The 20,526-nt window shown below is 41.0% G+C and carries 16 protein-coding genes; 4 read left to right on the forward strand and 12 right to left on the reverse strand.

The features are described 5' to 3' along the window. Positions 1–143: 143 nt before the first annotated feature. From H6G76_RS09630 to H6G76_RS09640, 3 genes are all read right to left on the reverse strand, one after another. A complete protein-coding gene (locus H6G76_RS09630; RefSeq protein WP_190698974.1) occupies positions 144–521 on the reverse strand; it encodes a response regulator transcription factor in 378 nt (125 codons plus the stop codon). Between the two features lie 171 nt (positions 522–692). After that, positions 693–4,064 (reverse strand): PAS domain S-box protein, encoded by a 3,372-nt coding sequence (locus tag H6G76_RS09635; protein WP_190698977.1) that lies wholly within the window; start codon positions 4,062–4,064, stop codon positions 693–695. A 12-nt stretch (positions 4,065–4,076) separates the two neighbouring features. Next, the gene (locus tag H6G76_RS09640) at positions 4,077–6,056 is read right to left on the reverse strand and encodes an ATP-binding protein (protein ID WP_190698979.1); all 1,980 of its coding nucleotides are present in this window, start codon (positions 6,054–6,056) and stop codon (positions 4,077–4,079) included. Between the two features lie 846 nt (positions 6,057–6,902). On the opposite strand from H6G76_RS09640, the gene H6G76_RS09645 reads away from it, so the two are divergent. Further along, on the forward strand, positions 6,903–8,108 hold the full coding sequence (locus H6G76_RS09645; protein WP_190698982.1) for an HhoA/HhoB/HtrA family serine endopeptidase: 1,206 nt from the start codon (positions 6,903–6,905) through the stop codon (positions 8,106–8,108). Between the two features lie 137 nt (positions 8,109–8,245). Here the strand turns inward: H6G76_RS09645 and H6G76_RS09650 are convergent, their stop codons facing one another. From H6G76_RS09650 to ispD, 3 genes are all read right to left on the reverse strand, one after another. Beyond that, positions 8,246–8,593, reverse strand: a complete 348-nt coding sequence (locus H6G76_RS09650) for a DUF760 domain-containing protein (protein WP_190698985.1) — start codon at positions 8,591–8,593, stop codon at positions 8,246–8,248. 192 nt (positions 8,594–8,785) lie between these two features. Continuing rightward, entirely contained in the window at positions 8,786–9,337 is a 552-nt protein-coding gene (gene scpB / locus H6G76_RS09655; RefSeq protein ID WP_190698987.1) for an SMC-Scp complex subunit ScpB, read from the reverse strand. Between the two features lie 277 nt (positions 9,338–9,614). After that, positions 9,615–10,292, reverse strand: a complete 678-nt coding sequence (gene ispD, locus H6G76_RS09660; RefSeq protein ID WP_190698989.1) for a 2-C-methyl-D-erythritol 4-phosphate cytidylyltransferase — start codon at positions 10,290–10,292, stop codon at positions 9,615–9,617. 184 nt (positions 10,293–10,476) lie between these two features. On the opposite strand from ispD, the gene H6G76_RS09665 reads away from it, so the two are divergent. Continuing rightward, positions 10,477–11,436 (forward strand): glycosyltransferase family 9 protein, encoded by a 960-nt coding sequence (locus H6G76_RS09665; protein WP_190698992.1) that lies wholly within the window; start codon positions 10,477–10,479, stop codon positions 11,434–11,436. A 90-nt stretch (positions 11,437–11,526) separates the two neighbouring features. On the opposite strand, the gene H6G76_RS09670 is transcribed toward H6G76_RS09665, so the two are convergent. The 5 genes from H6G76_RS09670 to H6G76_RS09690 form a co-directional block, all read right to left on the reverse strand. Beyond that, entirely contained in the window at positions 11,527–12,075 is a 549-nt protein-coding gene (locus H6G76_RS09670; RefSeq protein ID WP_242056361.1) for a Uma2 family endonuclease, read from the reverse strand. An 85-nt stretch (positions 12,076–12,160) separates the two neighbouring features. Continuing rightward, positions 12,161–13,831: a hypothetical protein gene (locus H6G76_RS09675; protein WP_190698994.1), complete on the reverse strand. Its 1,671-nt coding sequence runs from the start codon at positions 13,829–13,831 to the stop codon at positions 12,161–12,163. A 168-nt stretch (positions 13,832–13,999) separates the two neighbouring features. Continuing rightward, positions 14,000–15,736 carry a diflavin flavoprotein gene (locus H6G76_RS09680; RefSeq protein ID WP_190698997.1) on the reverse strand — a complete coding sequence of 579 codons (1,737 nt, stop codon included), beginning with the start codon at positions 15,734–15,736 and terminating at the stop codon, positions 14,000–14,002. 130 nt (positions 15,737–15,866) lie between these two features. Further along, positions 15,867–16,355: a phosphate-starvation-inducible PsiE family protein gene (locus H6G76_RS09685; protein ID WP_190699000.1), complete on the reverse strand. Its 489-nt coding sequence runs from the start codon at positions 16,353–16,355 to the stop codon at positions 15,867–15,869. Between the two features lie 164 nt (positions 16,356–16,519). After that, positions 16,520–18,250 carry a diflavin flavoprotein gene (locus H6G76_RS09690; RefSeq protein WP_190699003.1) on the reverse strand — a complete coding sequence of 577 codons (1,731 nt, stop codon included), beginning with the start codon at positions 18,248–18,250 and terminating at the stop codon, positions 16,520–16,522. Positions 18,251–18,548: 298 nt separating this feature from the next. On the opposite strand from H6G76_RS09690, the gene H6G76_RS09695 reads away from it, so the two are divergent. After that, entirely contained in the window at positions 18,549–19,478 is a 930-nt protein-coding gene (locus H6G76_RS09695) for a 1-aminocyclopropane-1-carboxylate deaminase/D-cysteine desulfhydrase (RefSeq protein ID WP_190699006.1), read from the forward strand. A 130-nt stretch (positions 19,479–19,608) separates the two neighbouring features. On the opposite strand, the gene H6G76_RS09700 is transcribed toward H6G76_RS09695, so the two are convergent. Next, positions 19,609–19,869 carry a hypothetical protein gene (locus H6G76_RS09700; protein WP_190699009.1) on the reverse strand — a complete coding sequence of 87 codons (261 nt, stop codon included), beginning with the start codon at positions 19,867–19,869 and terminating at the stop codon, positions 19,609–19,611. Between the two features lie 197 nt (positions 19,870–20,066). On the opposite strand from H6G76_RS09700, the gene H6G76_RS09705 reads away from it, so the two are divergent. Further along, positions 20,067–20,420, forward strand: coding sequence for a Rieske (2Fe-2S) protein (locus H6G76_RS09705; RefSeq protein WP_190699011.1), 354 nt, complete (start codon positions 20,067–20,069; stop codon positions 20,418–20,420). The last annotated feature ends 106 nt before the right edge of the window (positions 20,421–20,526 follow it).

Raw genomic sequence — 20,526 nt, forward strand, 5'->3', positions numbered from 1 at the left:
TTAACGAATATTTGTGAAAACCATGCTTGCTTAAATCCCCGACTTCTTCAAGAAGTCGGGGATTTAATATTTACGAATGATATTAAAGAAACTGACTAATCTTAAAAAGTGCTAAAAACTGCTTTTATATTATAAATTTTTATTCAAAATCCTAATACCTGCATTGATTTCTCTAATACCTCTTTAGGGCGAAATGGTTTAGTTAAATATAAATCAGCACCAACATCCATTCCTTTTTGTTTATCAAATTCTTGCCCTTTCGCTGTCAACATAACAATATATATTTCATCCATATGCAAGTCATGTTTAACGATTTGACAAACTTCTAAACCACTCATTTTAGGCATCATTACATCAAGAAATACCAAGTTTGGTTTTTCTGTTTTAATAGTTTCCAAAGCTTCTTGCCCATTTCTGGCAGTTAGTAGCTCAACTCCTTCATCTTCTAATAATTCCAAAGCTTGTTCCATCAAAATTACGATATTAGGTTCATCGTCAACAATCAAAATTTTCTGGCTCATATAACCTCCGAGAGAGGAACGAAAAATCAGAAAGAAATTCAAAGGCAAAAATTAACTATTTTTACCTTCTAATTTCAGTTGATATAGCCATCAAAGTCTAGATTATTTTATTTTGAAAGAGTAAATATTAGGAATAGTCATGTTTTTACTTTCTGGCTGCTACTAGAAAAATTACTGATCAGAAAGCATAATGAAGAATACATTTTCTAACTCATTTTCAAACCGTAAGGTTTTTACTAAGTCGGTTTCCTGAGAAAAGATAGAATCAAGGATAATCATGTCAGGTTTAGCGGACAGAGCTTTACGAATGCATTCTTGCGGATCAGAGGCTTCTATTACACTGTATCCCTGAGTTTGTAGTACATCTGAGAGGATTTTTAATGTTGATGCATTTTTATCAACAACTAACACCTTTTTACTAGACGTACCTTGAGAAAGCAGTGAACCAATTTCATTGAGGAGTTGTTCTGTATTGATCGGCTTAGTAAGATAGCGATCAATCCCAATATGGTAGCCACGTTCTTTATTTTCAATAATTGACAGAATAATAATCGGGATTTCTGCTGTTTGCGGATCGTTTTTGAGAACAGCTGCCACATCAAAGCCGTTAATTTGAGGCATCATCACATCGAGGAGAATTAAATCGGGATGGGCTATTTTAATTTGGTGAATCGCATCCATACCGTCTTTTGCTTCTCTAACGTTGTAGCCTTCGTTTTCTAGTTGTTGCCGCAACAGTTCTCGAATGTTAGCATCATCATCTACCACTAAAATAGTTTTGCGTTTTTGATTCAATACAGCGTTGTTAGTAATGACGTGTTCTTTAAGTTGTTTAACCAGCGCATCTAAATTAAGTTTGGCATTGGCTTGATGGTCTGCAACATAGTTAGGGATCAGGAAAGAAAATGTGCTACCCTTACTTGGTTCACTTTCTACCCAAATTCTGCCGCCGTGATGTTCAACGATTTGTTTGCAGATGGGCAGCCCTAACCCTGTACCTTTGGGTTTATCGGTGAGAGTGTCACCAACTTGCCGGAATTTCTCGAAAACTTTGGGTTGGTCTTCTGGTGCAATACCAATACCTGTGTCGATGACACTGATGCAAATGCCTTCTTTTTCTTGGGTGACGCGACAGGTGATAGAACCGGAATCGGTAAATTTTACGGCATTAGAAATCAAGTTGATCAGGACTTGTAATAAACGGTTGCGATCGCCTACTATTTGCGGTAATCCAGGTTGAATCTCGCTGACTAGCTGCAAGCCATTAATTTCAAACAACCCGGCTGTGGAAGTGGTTGCCCAATCTACTAACTCGCTGGGATCAAGCGGCTGCATCTGCCATTCCACCTTACCCGCTTCCATCTTGGCAATATCTAAAACATCATTAATTAAAGATGTCAGTCGTTCAGCTTCAGAAACAATAATATTGAGATTGTCTGCCACCCGCTTAATCGTTTTTTGCAGCTTGCGGTCTTCATTCGACAGTATGGGGAAAACATCTTTTTCCAGCTTTTCTTGAATAATCGAGGCAAAACCGAGGACAGAAGTTAATGGTGTCCGCAACTCGTGGGAAACCGTGGAAATAAAGTCGGTTTTCATCTGATCTACTTCTTTTTCTGCCGTCACATCCCGAATCAGCAACGCAGAACCGAAACAGGTAGCAGGTTCATTAGCAGTTGTTCTTTTGAAGATTGCGGTTGCTACTGCTTGACCAATGCGTTCCTTGGCTAATGAAACTTCGGCCGCGAATACCTCTTTGGGATGAGATTGAGTTTGTTCAACCAAATGTGTTAAACCGGATATTGGCAGTTGTTGATAGTGACCTTTGAGGGCGGTGGCTGGTAATTCATGCATGGCTAAAAACGCAGGATTGAAGTGAGTAATTTCGCCTGCCGTATCCACCACCAACAGACCATCTGCTAAGTTATCTAAAATTGCATTCAAACCTTGGGCTTCTGCAAGAGTATTTTGTAGGTCGGCTGTCCGTTGTGCAACTCTGGCTTCTAGTTCTTGGTTTAGTTGCCGTAAAGCGATTTCAGCTTGTTTACGGGCGGTAATATCAGTATTAATTTCTAACACCGCACAGGGCTGTCCGTCGGCATCTCGTTGTAAAGTCCATCGGCTTTGGACGGTAATGAGTTTGCCATCATGGGTCAGGTGTTGCACTTCTCCTTCCCAGTTACCTTGCTGTAATAACTCGACTGTAATTTCTTCTTTTGGTTTGGGAAATATTTTTTGGAGAAATGTATAGATGTATTGGTCTTTAACTTCATCTCGCGTCCAATGGTAGAGCCTTTCCGCACCTTGATTCCAGTACAAGATTTTGTCGTTCATATCACGGACAATGATCGCATCGCTGGAATGATTCAACATATCAAATAAACGTTGATTTTCCGCTTCTGCCAGCTTGCGATCGTGAATATTGGTGCAAGTCCCAATCCATTCTCGAATGCTACCATCTGCTTCCAGAACAGGAGCGCCACATACAGTGAAATAGCGGTAAATTCCATCTTTGCCAAGCAGCCGATATTCGGTTTGGTAGAGACTGCGCTTCGCCACAGCCTGATTCCAGGCTTCTAGGGAGTGGGGACGGTCGTCTGGGTGAACCGCATCAAGCCAGCCCCAATCTGCGACCTCCTCTTCAGTTTGACCTGTATAGGCTACCCAGGTAAGCATTTCACTGCTAATCCCTAGTCCTTCTGGAGTAGCCCCCCAGACAATTTGTGAACTAGCAGTTACTAGAGTACTATATCGTTCTTTCAGGCGTTGATTTTCGGCTTCTGCGAGTTTGCGATCATGAATATCAGTGCAAGTGCCAATCCATTCCCGCACACTACCATCGTCTTCGATGACGGGCGCGCCCCAGACCCAAAAGTAGCGGTAATTACCATCCTTTCCTCGAATCCGGTATTCAATTTGATACATACTCAGATTGGCTACAGCAATACCCCAAGCTTCTCCGGTGTAGCCGCGATCGTCAGGATGAACGGCTTCAATCCAGCCGCCATTCTCTGCTTCAGCTAGACTTTGCCCTGTATAAGCTATCCAATCTGTTAATTCAAAGCAAATTCCTTCTGGTGTGCTAACCCAGATAATTTGCGTGTTAGTTTTGACTAAAGAGCGGTATCTTGCTTCGCTCTGTTTCAAGATTTTTTCGGACTCTAAGCGTTCCTGTTGAGCTTGTTTGAGGTCGCTAATGTCCTCCACACTCGACCAAATTAACTGCTCTCCATCCTGTTCAATAAGTTGTCCAGAGATTCTGACTGGAACTAAGTGTCCGTCTTTGTGGATGTATTCTTTTTCATAGGGGCCATAGCAGCCATTATTTATGACCTTATTTAAGAAATCTTGATCAGCAAAGGTATACTTTTGTGGCGTAAATTGCTGATAGGTGAGATTTAATGTTTCGGAAACAGTGCGACCCAAAATTGCAGCATAGGCCGGATTAATATCTATTAATGTTCCATCCATCCGGTATAGTGCTAAACCAACAGGACATTTTTCCAAAAGTTGAAGGCTGTATTCATTAATTTGGTTAGGCATGGTGGCATTTCCTTAGTTGCGTATTTGGGTAGGTTTAGAACAACAAAACCAGGATAATAAAGTGGCGTAAAGCTTTAAGGAAATCGGGTAACGTTGGAACATTCGGTAAATTTGATCGGGTGATGTCATGTCAACATCTGAACTATGTTGCGAAAGCCGCCGGATAATTTGAGCGTGTCGGGTGAAGAGATCTGCTGGTTTGAGCATTGGAGTTGTTGCAGGGATGAAGCCATCTGTATCGGTAGTAGAAGGTGGAGAAAAGGCAATTTTTGTGCCAGAATTTGTACTACTGAGTTTTTCAGCAATCTCCACTGCTGCACCATTGGCCGGAATCTGAAGCCAAAATTCTGTTCCTTCCCCCGGTTGAGAGCGACACTTAAGAATTCCTTTGTGTATATCGACAATAATTTGGTGACTAATTGCCATACCTAAGCCAGTTCCTTTGCCAATTCCTTTTGTGGTGAAGAAGGGATCGTAAATGCGTCGGATTACTTCTTCTTTCATACCTGGGCCGTTATCGGCAATGCGAATTACAACCCACCTATCATCCAGATTTTGGGTGCGAATAGTAATTTGGGGAGTGGGGAGTAGAGAGTGGGGAGTAGTGGTAGATGGTTCCCTATTCCCCATTTCTTCTAAAGCATCAATGGCATTCACCAGAATGTTCATAAAAACCTGATTCAACTGTCCGGGATAGCACTCAATTAACGGCAGTTCGCCATAGTCTTTCAAAATTTCAATTGTCTGATGGTGAGTAGTTGCTTTGAGCCGATGGCGCAAAATCATCAGTGTGCCTTCGATACCATCGTGGATATTGACGGTTTGCATTTGGGTTCCGTCGTGGCGGGAGAAGTTTTTTAGGGATTTGACAATTTCTACAATGCGATCGCTACCCATCTTCATGGAATCCAGCAGTTTAGGTAGATCCTCCATAATAAATTTCAGATCGATATTGTCTAACTCTGATTCCAGATCTGGCGGAGCTACAGGTAAAAATTTCTGATACTCTTGCACCAGATACAACAAATCATGGCTATATTCGGCAATATGCCGCAAATTGCCGCAAATAAAGTTCACAGGATTATTAATTTCGTGGGCAACTCCGGCAATAAGTTGTCCCAAACTCGACATTTTTTCGCTTTGAATTAATTGGGTTTGTGCTAATTGCAAATCATGAAGAGCTTGCTGAAGCCTTTCTGTTTGAGCTTTTGCTTGGGCAGTTGCATGAATGCTTTGTTCGTAAAGCAGAGCTTTTTCTATCGCTACTGCTGTTTGCGAGGCAAAGATACTCACCAGCTTGAGGTGTTCAGCTTTGTATGCGTCGGTTTTGTTTGAGCCAATGGCGATCGCTCCTATAATCTGCCCCTTGGTTCGCAAAGGTACACAAATGAGAGCGTTAACATTTTGCTCCCCCCATAATCGCGGATCGGCTTTGACATCATTAACGAGTTCGGGGCGACCAGATTGGACTATATCTCCAATAATTCCTTCGCCCGGTTCCGGCTGACTGTGACCAAAAAAATTGCCAAATTCGGTAATGATTTCAAAGGAAGTTGCATCTGCATTCAGGAGCAGAATTACACCCGCAGATGATTCAATTAATCGACTTACTTCTTGAAGTACGAGTTGAGCAATCTGTAGTTTATCCAAACTCGTGGTCAGTTGAGTCGAGATATCTTCAAACAAATCAATTTCTTGATATCGTTCCAGCAATTCTATAGCTAATTCCTTCTTCTCGGCTTCTTGTTTTGCCAGCAATGAAAGTAAAGTTGCAACTGTGTTTGTCTGGGCTTCCCCCACAACCCAACCGATGATTTCTCCTGATACCTCAATTGGATATCGGTTTTTGCCAGTTTGTTTGCCAATGCTGACTAATTTCGTACCATCTGGCAAATCAATCTCAATTGCACTGTTAATCTTGCAGGCTAAGTCCTCAAGCAGAGACGGCAACTCTTTTTTGTTAATAATTTTTTTGAGGCTAACTGTGGACATGAAACACCTCATCTAAAGCATATTGGTAATTGTCAGCAATTAGGCCTAATACCATTTCCATATGAAGACGCATAAAAATAACCCCACTGCCTGCGGTACCTCCCCTTGTTAAGGGGAAGTTGGGAGGGGTCAAAATAATGTGCAGCTTTACAGAGAATTGGTATAAAAGATTTTTAGGTACCAACCGAGCTAATAATTTACTGTTCTGTGCTGATTGCAGTTTTGCATTTACAAGAGAATTGCTTCGTTTCGCAAGCAAGTTGAAGATTTTGCCGAGATTTCTGTGTAAATACTTCCATAAACTGTTTGATGATAATGGGGAATTGGTCAACATAGCAAACTACTCGATAAACTAAAGTACGACCCCCAGAATCAATCTCTCTGGCGATGAGATAGCTAAGAATTTGAACAGTTGCCTAGCTGATTCGCAACTAAGAGCAATGGTCATAACAGTCTAGGGATCTTATCTAGACTAAAGATTAGTTTTCCCAAAAAAATTGGCAGCATAACGATGCATGGTTAATCGGTATTGGTCAAAAACAGGGTGTGGGGTGTAGGGGGTAGGGTGTAGTGAAGACGGTGATGTCAGGTTCTTGTATCCCCTACCAACACAATTGCCCTAAAGGACAGGGCTTGTATCCCACTGGTTGTTGGGGCGGGTGTAGGGAAGTCTCCACCAATGCCGTCTTCCCAACACCCGACACCCTACCCCCTACACCCCATTGTTGACCTTTGTGTGTAAGTCTTGATTAATAAACTCTATGTTAAGTTTCTCTGTCCAGTTGCGGCTTGCTTGACTACACTTAGAAATTAGCAACCGCATTGCTGTCCTTAAACGAAATTATTATGAATTTATCTCTGAAGCAATTGGCTATTTATTTATCTTTACTGGTAGTTGGCGGTGGTGCAGGTGTGTTTGGCAGTCGCTATCTTCTACCACAAAATCGCTCATTTCAAGAGCTACGGAATGTGACGGTGGCTTTACCGCCCGAATCTGTGGTTCCTTATGCTGGTAGCGGCAATACAGGGAATAATGGCGGCGATAACGTGAATTTTATCGCTACGGCGGTACAAAAAGTCGGCCCTGCTGTAGTCCGCATTAATGCAACACGTAAAGTGGCAAATCCTATTTCGGAAGCTCTAAAAAATCCGTTATTACGCCGCTTTTTTGGTGAGGAGGAACAAGCAATACCTCAAGAGCGAATTGAGCGTGGTACAGGCTCAGGTTTTATTTTGAGCCAAGATGGTGAATTGCTCACAAATGCCCACGTAGTTGCTGATACAGATACAGTACAAGTAACCCTCAAAGATGGTCGAACTTTTGAGGGCAAGGTGATGGGTATAGATACTATTACAGATGTGGCTGTGGTCAAAATTCCCGGTGATAAGTTGCCGACTGTAAAGCTTGGCAATTCTCAAAATTTAATTCCTGGACAGTGGGCGATCGCTATTGGCAATCCTCTAGGTTTAGATAATACTGTCACCATCGGTATTATTAGTGCTACTGACCGCACTAGCGCACAAGTTGGTGTCCCAGATAAACGCGTTAGTTTTATCCAAACTGATGCGGCTATTAACCCTGGAAATTCAGGGGGGCCTTTGTTAAATTCTCAAGGCGAAGTTATTGGCGTTAATACAGCCATTCGTGCTGATGCACAAGGCTTAGGTTTTGCTATTCCTATTGAAGTTGCCGCCCGTGTTGCTAAAGAACTATTTACAAAAGGGCGTGTAGATCATCCTTTTTTGGGGATTGAAATGGCAGATCTATCTCCAACCAAAAAACAGCAAATTAATCAGGAAAACAAGCTCAACATCAAGCAAGATACTGGCGTTGTGATTAAGGGAGTCTTAGATAACTCGCCAGCAAAACGGGCTGGACTGCTCCCTGGAGACGTAATTCAAAAAGTTAACGCGAAGCCAGTTAAAACAGCCGCCCAAGTGCAAAAACTAGTAGAATCCAGCACAGTCGGAGATATCCTAGTACTTGAAATCAACCGTAGTGGAAAAATTCAGACTTTAAAAGTGCAGTCAGGAGCGTATCCCAAAAAATAGCCAGCAGTCAACCAATTTGGGATTGTTTTTTTTCGGTTCAAGTTCCACCCCGCAGAATTTTAGATTTTGGATTGCCGATTTCGGATTGCGGACTTGTTCAATCTAAAATCTAGAATTTATAATCCAAAATTAGCTGACTATTGACCGTCAGATAAATAATCTAACTGCATCCTTTGTTCCATCTGGCGTAGGAAGTATCCCGTCATCATTGCTGATGCTAATAGCCCAGCCAAGTTATCTCGGTCTGTGGTAATTTGCACATTGAAATTTTCAGAGGGAAGCATTCCCACCAGCCCCTGGACGTTTTGGGAGATAATTTGTTTAATTTCAGGGCTGACAGACTGGGCGACACGGGCCAAAACATCAGGAGACTGATGTTGCAAATATTGGAGTAACTGATTGGGGTTTTCCTCAATGTTCTCGCTTAGAAGTTGATTGGGGTGTTCCTCGGAGTTGTCATTCAAAAAATTAGGATCAAACACCATTGGCAGTCTTTTTTAGCTTAGTTGCTAATTCTACTCTAAACCATACTAATAGGGTAGGGCATTTTCCAGAGGTAGGCTTTTATATCTACCTGGGGGCTAAGGGAAGGGGAAGGGGCAAGGGGCAAGGGGTAAAGGGAAATTTGCCTCTTAACCTTTAACCCTTCCCCTTTAACCTTTCCCCTTTCCCAGATCTTAGCTAGCATCCTCATCGCCATCCTCGATCGCTAAATCTAATTCCAGTTGTTGTTCTTTGCTATCAAAGGGTTGGGGAAGTTGATCGATTTGGAAATATTGATGAAATTTTGGTGTTATTTGTAGCGAGTAGGAACGAGATTCATTATCTCGGCGTTTTTTGACGAAACCTAATTCGACTAATTCCGGAACGTGTTGGTAAACACCGGAACCACGTAGATTAATTAAATCACTTTGTAGAATCGGACTATTGAGAGCGATCGCAGCTAAGGTTCGCAATGCCCCTAGCCCTAATTCTACCGGAATCAGCGTTTGCACTAAATCATGAAAATCAGACCTAAGTTGGAGACTATAACCAGCAGTGGTTTCAACAACTTCTAAGGCACTATCTCTGTGGGCATAACTATCGATGAGTTCAATTATGCCTTCTTCCGCAGTTGAGCGATCGCAAGCGGCATACTCGGCAATTTCACTCAGTGATAAGGGTTTACCTTTCAAATAGAGGATCGCTTCTATTTTTGTCGCTGTCTTAGTTGCGGTGGCTGTTTTCATTAGTGTTAGTCAATGGTCAATAGGAGCCAGTGCGTTGGGGAGACATTGCCTTGGGCGGGTTTCCCGACTTAAGGCAACTGTCGTCGGCTTTGCCGACTTGTAGCAACTGGCGTTCATTTGTCATTTGTCATTAGTCACTGGCAACAGATGACTGTATAACTGACGATTAACAAATGTGTGGCATAATACTAGCTTTTGTTTTATAAGTCAAAAACTAACTTAACAATTCTCAATATTCAAATTTTCCCCTTGGCTCCCCTGCTCCTCTGCTCCCTTCTCATCGGTGGCTGAGGATAAATTCAGCGATCGCTAAATCTTGGAGAGTTGTCACTTTTAAATTCGTTTCCTCGCCCTCAACAATTCGGACTTCAATCCCGCATCTTTCAAACAAAGCCGCATCGTCAGTTACTTCCCAACCTTGACGAATACCTTCAGCGTGGCACTGTTTCAACAAATTGACGTTGAATCCTTGGGGGGTTTGGGCTGCCCACAAATGCCGTCGGTCAGGAGTACTTTGAATTATGCCACTTTCATCAACAACTTTAATCGTGTCTTTCACTGGTATGGCAGCAATCAAACCAGCACAATGGCAAATTGCTTCTGCACAAGCGTTGAGTAAATTCGGTGTAGCCAAACATCTAGCACCGTCATGAATCAACACTTGCTCGGCATTTGGTGGTAGTGCTTGCAAGCCGTTATAAACTGATTCCTGACGCGTAGCACCACCAGTAATCAATTTCACAGGTTTAGTCAGCTGTAAGTCAGCGAGAATCGCCTTAAAGTCGGGCCAATCACAAGGTTGAGAAATAATCCCAATCCAACTAATAGAACTGGCGGCTTCCGCAGCTAACAGAGTCCAAGCAATAATCGGTTTTGACTGTACCTCAAGTAAAAGTTTATTACGGTTACTACCCATTCTCTTGCCGACTCCGGCAGCAGGAATTAATAAATACACAAGTTTCCTCGATCGCTAAACTGGAGGTTACAGGTTATGGGTTATAGGTTATAGGTGAGAAAAAACATTTTTTAAACTAATCCCTAGCCTCTTATCCCTACTCCCTACTTCCTACTCCCCACTCCCTAATCTTTAATACCTATATTCCCCTAAAATAGGGAGCGAGTAAGCGTCAATAATTATTATGCGAGTAGTAGCCCTTGTACCTGGCGGAATTGGCGACCAAATTCTCTTTTTTCCGACTTTAGATGATTTGAAGTGCCTTTATCCTAACGCTCAGATCGATGTCGTTACCGAACCCCGGTCAAAGGCTGCCTACCGGGTGAGCAAGTCTGTTCACGAGGTACTGACCTTTGATTTTAAAGATCGTAACAGTTTGGCAGATTGGGGAAACTTGGTAGGCACAATTCGCGATCGCGAGTATGATGCCGCCATTGCATTTGGACAAAGCTGGTTAGTAGGACTAATGCTTTGGTTAACGGGAATACCCACACGTATTGGCTTTAAAGGCAAAGGAGCCGCTTTTCTGACTAATACTGTGCCGTTTAACCCTTCTCAGTATGTGGCAGCAGCATATCATGATTTGCTCAAACCCTTAGGCATTACCACCCCTTGCCCAGAGTTAGCAGTAAATGTGCCAAAACCCGATATTGACTGGTCACAAAATGAACAAAAACGGCTAGGGGCGAGTGAAACGGGTTACGTCTTGATTTATGGCGGTGCTGACCAAGCAGCACGGGGTAAAAGTACCGATAAAATATATCCTGTGGAGAAATGGCGGCCTATTATTCAAGAATTTCAAGTTAAGCAGCCAGATTTGCCTGTAGTTGTAATTCAAGGTTCCGACGATGAAGCATTTGTGCGATCGCTTCGAGAGTCTTGTCCTGAAATTAAGGTGACATCTCCAGATAATATCGGTAAGTTGACAGCCATGATTGCCGGTGCAAACTTAATGCTGACAACTGAAAGTGCGCCATTACAGTTGAGTGTGGCAGTCCAAACCTACACAATCAGCTTAATTGGTTCCTCCGATCCAGAGCAGTTGTTACCAAAAAGCGAAAAGTTTCTTGCTATTAAATCCCCGACTGGGAAAGTGGCAGATATTTCGCCAGCAACAATTTCCGAAAAAATCTGGGGCGGTTGATTCAAAGAGGCAGGAGGCAGGAGGCAGAAGGCAAGAGGCGTTTCACTAGATCACCTTTAACCTGTAACCTGTCACCTGTAACCTGTTACCTTAATGCCTTCCAGTCATAGCAATGACCGCATTAACTGTAAGTTCAGGGAGAATGTCTAAACTTGGCAAAAAGTCTTCTCCTGCAAAGATTATCGGTAAGTCATCTCCTTGCCAAACCCATATTTGTTTACGAGCAATATCGATTAACCAAGCTAGTTGCGTTCCATTGCTAAGGCAGTGGAGAATCTTATTTTGTAAGTCTAAGGTGCTTTGGTCGGGCGAGCGAATTTCAATTAACCAATCGGGCGCGCCATTAAATGGGCCGTCCTCATCACCAAGGCGGTCGCAGGCAATAATAGCAATATCTGGCACTGGGGAGTAAGGCGGTACAATGCAACGTAGCTCTTGCACGGCTTCAAATTGATCGGTGCGATCGTTAATATAATTGACTAGGTTACGTTGTAGCCGTGAGTGAAAGAGGGTTGGCATTGTTTTTTGAACAACTCGCCCATCAATTAATTCCCATGCAGGGGAAGTCTCAATATTAGGTTGAGCAAGAAACTCTGCAAGCGAAATCTTAGCGATCGGCTGGGGCATATCTGTTGGCAAAATTTGACTATGCTTGCTTGCACAGACTCTGATGATATTTCATATTTTATGTGCTTTCTAGGCGATCTCTTACTTTTAAAACTTTTCAATTTACTGAACTTTTTTGAATAGGCATAACTCTCCAAAGCACAGGTTGTTTTTTTGATGATTGAGACAAGCTGAATACAATAGGCTCAAATTTATAATTTTGCTGTTTTGTCAATTTTTCCCGCCAGGATTTTCCGGGAAAGTATACAAAAACATCACTAAAGCGAACTAATTCTTCTACTATTGGTATCTGAAGACTAAATTTTCTGGAAGATTGGATTACACAAGTATCACAGTAGTTAGGTTTAATTAAAATTTGTACATTCGGATTAAGTGAATGACTTAAAGATAAAAGATAACCTACTGATGCATCGCTAATCAAAAGAGGATTCTTTGTCTGATTAATAATTTGTGTAATAGCTATATGTTCTTTATTAATGTCTTTGTTATACCAAACTGTTGCTTGAGAACTCACAACACAGGACAAAACGCTCCCCAAGAATATCATAACTAAAACTAATCGCCAAAATTTCTCATGCCAAGATTTTAACGAAGGACTAGCTAAATTTATGCCTAGCAAGTAAGTAATAGCTAGTTGGACTGTCAATAACCCAGGAATCATATATCTTGCCCTTGTGGATCGCACCCCCCCTGAAATCAAATCGGGTATTATTAAAGGCAATGTGCTAACAGCAGTCAGAAGAAAAATCAGTAACCAAACTGACAGGGGCGTTTGACGGCAGAGGCGATAAAAAGCATACACGGTCAAGACTAACAACAGTCGATGCACATAAAAATCCCAAGGATCTTGATTAACATCGAAAAAGAGCCGACCTATGTGCATAATCCATCTATCCCTGAGTTCTGCGTTTTCAATAGTATTACTGGATGTCCAACTAACTACTGTATTAACGTGGGATATATTAGTGATGACTATCCAAGCCCAAGGAAGAAAAGCGGTAACACCTACCAAGGATGCTCCGAGGTAGGCTTTTAAAATTCTGATATGGTAAAACCTATACATTAGCAGGACATAAATACCATGCGCGATCGCTACTAACCCTGCAAGTAAAAAGGTATTAAGATGAATTCCTAAAGTGATTGCATAAATAATCCAGCTAATTATAGTATTTAATCTGATTGCTCGTAATAAAGCTGCTGTTGACATTAAAGTAGTCACAGTCCATAAACTATAGTGCCTAGATTCTTGGGCATAAAGCACGTGAAATGGCGAGACGGCGATTAATCCTATCATTATCCATGTAGGCAGTTTTGAAGCAAAAATGCCTCTTTCAACAAATAGCTCTTGACACAGCCAATAAATGCAGGGGAATGCTAGTAGGCTAAGGAAAGCAGGTAACAATCGAGCTAATGCTACTGAACTACCGATAGTATGAAACCAAATATTCGCCATACTATAGTAAATTGGCGAATATTTTTGATTTTCTTTAGCTGCGCCTTGAAAGGTATTAATAATGTTTCTTGTGCCATCAGGGTGCTGATATCGCTGGAGTTCAGTTACACTAACTATTGACCTTTGAGAAAAGTGCTGAACAACTTCTTGTTCAGTGTAACCAGAAGCTCTCAGAGATGACATCGCCTCATCATACCAGTACACTTTATGGTCAAGATTAGTAAAACGGAAAAATATACCCAACAACAGCACAATCAGGAAGAAAAGATGCAATACAAAATTATAATTTGATTTGTATTTTCTTATGAATTCCATGAATCAGTTCATCCAGAAGCAGATTTGTGTCTATATTTAGACATATTGGCAGAATACAACATAATATTTTTATTCCTGCCAAAGTTTTTTATATCTTACAGAGACAAACTCTGCTTCTGTGTGATTATTGAATCTGTTGTAAGCATCGATATACTGAGCAGACCAAGTTTAATAAAAACTGCCAGATTTACGATGTTCAATAGCAGTTATCCCATCATTTGTTAACATATCACCTTTATCTACTACTGCATAAATCAACCACCTATCGCCACATTCAAGTTGATTGTGTACAGTGCATTCTAAATAGGCTAATGCGTCATCCAAAATCAAACAACCATTAGCAGCAGTTTGGGTTGAAAGATTAGCAAATGGGTTATCGCCTGAAGTGCTATGACGAGAAAAATAGCGTCTCACATTTCTGCCTTCTTTCAAAATATTCAGTACGAATTTATCGCCAGGATGACGCATTAAATCAGCATTTTGCTCTTGGGAAATCGCAATCATAATTCCTGGTGGGTTAAAGGTGGCTTGTGATACCCAAGAACTTAAGATGCCTTTGTGGGTATTTCCGTCACGAGTTGTAACAACACACAAGGAACCAACTATTCGCCCTACAGCTTGTTCGGTACGGTCTACTTGCGCTTCTGTAACTACTTGACGGGGAACACGTAGTTTTTTATTTTTTTTCAGGGTTTGGGCAAAGGTTGCACCCGCAGTTGCACACTCTTGGAGATTTTCAGGAGTCGGGCTAAAACGCACCCGAATTGTTTCAAACCCTAAACGATAATTGGCATCTTGGAGTTTGCTTTCTAATACATCTATGGCTTCACCACTCCAGCCATAGGAACCAAAGACACCTGCTAACTTGGTTTTTGTGGCTGTTGACAGCACTATTCCCAAGGCGGTTTGAATTTGGGTCGGTGCATGACCACCTAAAGTAGGTGAACCAATAATAAAGCCATCACAGGCTTCTACAATGCGAGTGATTTCTGCTGTGTCTGCTAGTTCACAGTCAATTGACTCAACATTAACGCCATTTTGAATTAATCCTTGAGCGATCGCATTCGCTACAATTGCCGTATTCCCATAAGCAGAAGCATACAGCAACGCAACACTAAATTCTTGTGATTTCTGCCCCTGACACCATTGGCGATAATCATAAGTAAAACGGCTGAGGCTGTAACGCACAACTGGGCCATGTGCAGGAGCATAATATCTTGCTCCTATGGCTGTCAATTTATCTAAAGCAACTTCAACCTGTTTGGCTTGGGGTGCATGAAGACACTCAAAATAATAACGGCGTTCTGCATCTAACTTTTTCCAATCTTCGTCAAAAAGGGTGTCTTCGCAGATATGTGCGCCAAAAAATTTATCTGTATATAGTATTTTGCTAGCGGAATCGTAAGTGCAGAGTCCATCTGCCCAACGCGGAGTTGGTACAGTGATGAATGATAGAAGATGTCCCTGTCCTAAATCTAAAGTATCCTCGGAACGTACCTCTTGAATATGTGCTTCCCATTCAGGAAATGTTGATTTTAAAGCATTGGCTGCTGGACGTGAGCAAATTACTGTAGCTTGCGGGGCGTGAGAAAGTAATACTTTGAGTGTGGCTCGGCGGTTAGGATTAACATGATTGAGAATAATGTAATCTAGAGTTGCAAAGTCTAGGTGTTGCCCTAGTTCCTGAATGTAAATTTCGGTAAAAGATTCACCAGGAGGGTCAATTAAAGCTTTTTTATCAGCTTGAATTAAATAAGAATTTGCTGTGGTTCCTTTTTGACGAGAGTATTCAACTTCAAATTTAAGCCTTTCCCAAGTACGCGATCGCAAAATTATTGTATTTTGTCCAATTTCTGCAACCTGAACATCTCTAGGACGACTGGGTGTAATAGTAGCAATGGACATAGTAACCTCCTAAAAAAGTATGAAGTGGGAAGTATGAAGTCTGAAAATTTGTCTTTTAAAGTTTTTAGTACAGCATGGTGTAAATGAAGCTAATTTTTACAACAAACACTTTTTTTTGCCTTTTTACTTTTTATTTGTGCATTTGTTTGTAGCGTTGTGATACTTGTTGTTCTGGATCAATGCCTTCAAAGGTTGGGGGTAGCCAAACTCGCAAGACTAATAATACGCCTAGAACTAATAAGAAAGCACAAGTCGCTAAAACTTGAGTCCAATTAGTTTCCAGAACACCTTTAACAATCACTTCGCGCAAGGCAGAAACAATAGAAACTTCGACTGCTACCCCAATAGATATACGTTGTTCTTGTAAATAAATAATCAGCAGTCGGAACAACTCAACCAAAATCAAAAGAAACAGAATATCGGCGGTAACAACTTGGAAATTTAGCGGAGGAAGCAAAGAGAGAAACATATCTCTCACCTGAATCACCATGAAGCTAAATAAGCCAATACATAGAGAAATTACAATTACATCTTGGATAAGTTCTAGGCTGCGAACAATGCGACCCCGATTGAGTTCATAGGCAGCAGTAATTGGGCTATCATCAACAGGCTTATACATAGGAAGTATGAAGGGTGAAGTGTGAATTATGAAATGTGAACGGTGAAGTATGAAGAGTATTACTAAGTGAATTATTGGTACGAAAACAATCATTCAATTAACTAGTAACTCTGAATGAAGTATGACGTTTTATACTTCATAATTCATACTTCACACTTCAGAATTTAGTAGTGATTACCAATTTTGCGATGATGCACGGCGGTGAGTGCATTAAGTTTGGCTACTCGTCCAGTTTTCACGGTGCTGTAAACCACCCAATGATCGCCACAGTCCATGCGGCTAGTGATTTCACATTCCATGTAAGCTAAAGCATCAGCGAGAATTGGGGAACCATTAGCCGCAGGATAGGTTTTTATCCCTGCAAAGCGATCGCTACCAGGAGGAAAACGCTTGAGGAAGTGTTTCATGTAGCTTTGATAGTTACCTTCTTCGAGGACATTTAAAACAAAGCGATCGCCTATATGCAGAAAGGATTCAATCGCTCGTTCTTTAGCGACAGCAATTGCTACTCCTAAAGGATTGACGCTGGCTTGTGTCACCCAAGAAGCAAACATCGCGCTTTGAATTTCTTCTTTCTTGGCTGTGATGATATATAAGCCTGTGCTAATTCTTCCTAGAGCTTTTTCTAAATCTGTATTGATGGATTTGATTTGTTTAATAGTGCGATCGCGGTTTAACCAGAGTCCGATATCTGTACCGGCTTCATCACACAATTGTTCTGTGGCTCTGGTGGGAGTTTCTTTGATTAAAATTGGTGGAAAAGTTTCAGTTAATCCAATTTCTTGAAACTTGTTACGTAAAGGATAAACTGGTTCATCTTCTCCGCCTCCTGACTCAAATAAACCAATAGCTTGTTTATGATGAGCAGCAGCCAATATTGTGCTTAATGCTGTTTGCGCGGCTATAGCAGATTGGGGTGGCATTCCAATTACTAAACCACTGGATTGAGTAACTATTTCGCGTATTTCTTGAGGCTCAGTATTATTTAAGGGTACTAGTTCTACTGCTACTCCAGTTCTGGTAATTCCATGTGCTATGTAACGCGCTATGTTTTCGCTGTAACCGTAATCTTCAGTGTAAAACAAAGCGACAAATGACTCAGTTTTTGTTTGCTCTAAACTCCAATTTTGATAGCGGTCTAGCCATTCGGAAATATGGTGTTGTAGCAATGGCCCGTGACCTGTCGCTACCGTTGATATTTCTAACTTTTCAATCCGTTTTAAAGCTGCCAAAACTGACCGAGCATTTGGCCCCATCAAGCAGTCATAGTAATAATGAAAATCTTCTTCAATGATGGCTAGATTTTCATCAAATGTATGGTCATCGCAATAGTGCATTCCAAATACATCACAAGTGTAAAGAATGCCTGTTTTGTAATCGAAAGTGAAGATTGTATCTGGCCAGTGGAGATTGGGAGCCGAGATAAATTCTAATTCATGACCATTACCTAAATCTAAGCGATCGCCACTTTTTACCGTTATCGATTTAAACGGTTGGTGAACCATATTTTCTAAAAATTGAATCGCCACTTTTGCACCAACAACAGTAATATTAGGTGCTAATTGCAAAATATCTTTGACTAGTCCACTATGGTCTGGTTCTGTGTGGCTAATAATTAAATAATCTATTTTTGTTGGCTCAATTAATCCCGTGAGTAATTCTAAGTACAATTGCTCAAACTTACGATGTGAAGTGTCAACTAAAGCAATCTTTTCACCTTGAATTAAGAAAGAATTATATGTTGTGCCATTACGTAAACCAAATTCGACATCAAAACGGTCTCTATCCCAATCAAGGCAGCGAATAGCGGTGGTTTGAGTGGCGATTTCAATAGTTTGTATAGTTAAACGTGATGGATTAGAAAGAATTGAAGTATTTTCTGTAAGTGCAACCATTGGTTTTCTCCAAGAAGAAATTTATCTGGAGTGAATCTGCTTACTCTTATATTGAACGGTTATCTTCATTTGGTAAAATGCCAATTTCTAAAGATACTCATCAGAAAGATTTATTCATTATGAAGATTGCTTTACCATTGAAATTAATCAATGTTTATCATTAGTTTTATGACGACTAATTTGAATGACTAGATCCCCGACTTCTTCAAGAAATCGGGGATCTGAAGCCACTTCTACTCTCTATTCCCTACCTCAACGAATAGTTTATAAATCAAATAAGATTGCTATATAAGTCTACATGACCTCAATTTTTCTTCCGCCTTCAACACAAAAGATTGATAGCGACATCACCCAAAGTGTAGGGGTAGAAATGTCTGTGTTACGTCTCGACCTCATGCACCCGTGGGTTAATGGAAATAAGTGGTATAAGCTGAAATACAACCTGTTAGAAGCGAAGGAAAGGAATTTCACGACGCTGCTGACATTTGGCGGTGCTTATTCAAATCACATATTTGCAACCGCCGCCGCAGGTAAATTATTTGGGCTGAATACAATTGGTGTCATCCGTGGTGAAGAAACAAGTCCATTAAATTCAACTTTGAGTTTTGCTGTACAGCAAGGTATGCAACTGGTGTATCTTGACCGGAAAACTTACAGACAACGCAATACAACAGAACTACAAACTGAACTCAGAGAACGCTTCGGTGAAGTGTTTATTATTCCTGAAGGTGGAAGTAATTTAAACGGTGTGCGTGGGTGTATGGAGATACTTGCACAAGCAGAAGACTTTGATGTTGTTTGTGTTGCTTGTGGTACGGGTACTACCTTTGCTGGTATTGTACTTTCACTCAGTCAGCAAAAACGAGCAATTGCTTTTCCCATTCTCAAGAATGGTGCATTTCTGAAACAAGAAATTGAAACTCTATTACAGAATTACCTTTCTGCTGACTTACCTGTACCAACTAAATCTTCGTGTGCGTGGGAATTAGTCTGTGATTATCACTTTGGTGGTTACGCCAAGGTCAACGATGAACTGCTAAAGTTTAGCCAGCAATTTCAACAAATGCATGGTGTAACTCTCGATTATGTCTACACCGCCAAGATGTTTTATGGAGTGATGGATTTATTAAAGCAGGGATTTTTTAGAAAAGGCGATCGCATTCTACTGATACACACAGGCGGCTTACAGGGTAATGTAGGTATAAAGGAAAAGCTAATAAAAGCATGAGTATAAATATATTAATATCTTATTTATTTTTACGATAGAACGTCCCCTCATTAGGAACGCTCTATCGTAAAAAATATTCGTTAATAAAAGCAAACTTGCTATCAGCCAAAATATTCCACATCTGGCTAAATCAAGCATGAAGATTTGCTTGTTCTTGCAGCCAAGGATCTACAGGTTGTCCATCTTTGCGACGTAATTCAATTTCGACAACCATCACTTCTTTAGAACCAGGAGGCGCAGGTTTTTGATGAAATATAATCTCAAAATCTAAAGGATTTTGATTGCGTTCTTTTAACCATTCCTGCACCTTGGTTGTGGCGAAAAATGATTGCCCTTGGTCAAACATTCGGGTAATCTGCATTTGTAGCGTGTAGGGATTTATTCGCCCCATTTTCTACCGCCTTTGTAAAGTAATTTAAAGTTAATGCCTTGCCTACTCTATGTTATACCTGCTGTTATATTTTACGAGTTATAGGATTACAGGTTCTAAAATCTTCTGGTTCCCTTGAGCAAAAACACCAATGCGTTTACTCAATGGTCACAATTGCGTCAAACTAAACATCAGAGCAATTAGGAGAGGAACACTGAATGAGTTGGACTAAAGTTCTTACAACTGATGCCCTTGCCCCTGGTGCTAGACAAGTTGTGAACGTTGGCAAGCGCAAAATTCTCTTGTTAAACCACGAAAATCAACTATATGCAGTCGATAACGTCTGCCCGCATTTAAAGTTGCCTCTCAAGAGTGGGAAAATTCAAGATGGTGCAATTGTTTGTCCTGCCCACCGTAGTGCTTTTGATTTGCAGACTGGTGAGGTAAACACTTGGTGTCCTTGGCCACCTGGGGTAGGCAAAGTATTTTCTTTGATTTCACAACAAAAAACATTGCCAGTCTTTCCTGTGCGTGTAGAAGAAGGCAATATTTTGGTTGATGTACCCGAATAACTGCACATTGAGAAATAGTAATCGCTAGCTTGCAGTTGATTGAAAAATTAATTAGCAAGATTAGCTCATTTGTAAGCTTGACAGCCAACATTCAAGCTAGCGATTA

The sequence above is a fragment of the Nostoc sp. FACHB-152 genome, from assembly GCF_014697475.1.
Taxonomy (GTDB): domain Bacteria; phylum Cyanobacteriota; class Cyanobacteriia; order Cyanobacteriales; family Nostocaceae; genus Nostoc_B.

Excerpts from the sequence above, each read along its gene's own strand:
- H6G76_RS09630 (WP_190698974.1), bottom strand. The coding sequence starts at position 521 with ATGAGCCAGAAAATTTTGATTGTTGACGATGAACCTAATATCGTAATT.
- H6G76_RS09635 (WP_190698977.1), bottom strand. The coding sequence starts at position 4,064 with ATGCCTAACCAAATTAATGAATACAGCCTTCAACTTTTGGAAAAATGT.
- H6G76_RS09640 (WP_190698979.1), bottom strand. The coding sequence starts at position 6,056 with ATGTCCACAGTTAGCCTCAAAAAAATTATTAACAAAAAAGAGTTGCCG.
- H6G76_RS09645 (WP_190698982.1), top strand. The coding sequence starts at position 6,903 with ATGAATTTATCTCTGAAGCAATTGGCTATTTATTTATCTTTACTGGTA.
- H6G76_RS09650 (WP_190698985.1), bottom strand. The coding sequence starts at position 8,593 with ATGGTGTTTGATCCTAATTTTTTGAATGACAACTCCGAGGAACACCCC.
- scpB (WP_190698987.1), bottom strand. The coding sequence starts at position 9,337 with ATGAAAACAGCCACCGCAACTAAGACAGCGACAAAAATAGAAGCGATC.
- H6G76_RS09665 (WP_190698992.1), top strand. The coding sequence starts at position 10,477 with ATGCGAGTAGTAGCCCTTGTACCTGGCGGAATTGGCGACCAAATTCTC.
- H6G76_RS09675 (WP_190698994.1), bottom strand. The coding sequence starts at position 13,831 with ATGGAATTCATAAGAAAATACAAATCAAATTATAATTTTGTATTGCAT.
- H6G76_RS09680 (WP_190698997.1), bottom strand. The coding sequence starts at position 15,736 with ATGTCCATTGCTACTATTACACCCAGTCGTCCTAGAGATGTTCAGGTT.
- H6G76_RS09685 (WP_190699000.1), bottom strand. The coding sequence starts at position 16,355 with ATGTATAAGCCTGTTGATGATAGCCCAATTACTGCTGCCTATGAACTC.
- H6G76_RS09690 (WP_190699003.1), bottom strand. The coding sequence starts at position 18,250 with ATGGTTGCACTTACAGAAAATACTTCAATTCTTTCTAATCCATCACGT.
- H6G76_RS09695 (WP_190699006.1), top strand. The coding sequence starts at position 18,549 with ATGACCTCAATTTTTCTTCCGCCTTCAACACAAAAGATTGATAGCGAC.
- H6G76_RS09700 (WP_190699009.1), bottom strand. The coding sequence starts at position 19,869 with ATGGGGCGAATAAATCCCTACACGCTACAAATGCAGATTACCCGAATG.
- H6G76_RS09705 (WP_190699011.1), top strand. The coding sequence starts at position 20,067 with ATGAGTTGGACTAAAGTTCTTACAACTGATGCCCTTGCCCCTGGTGCT.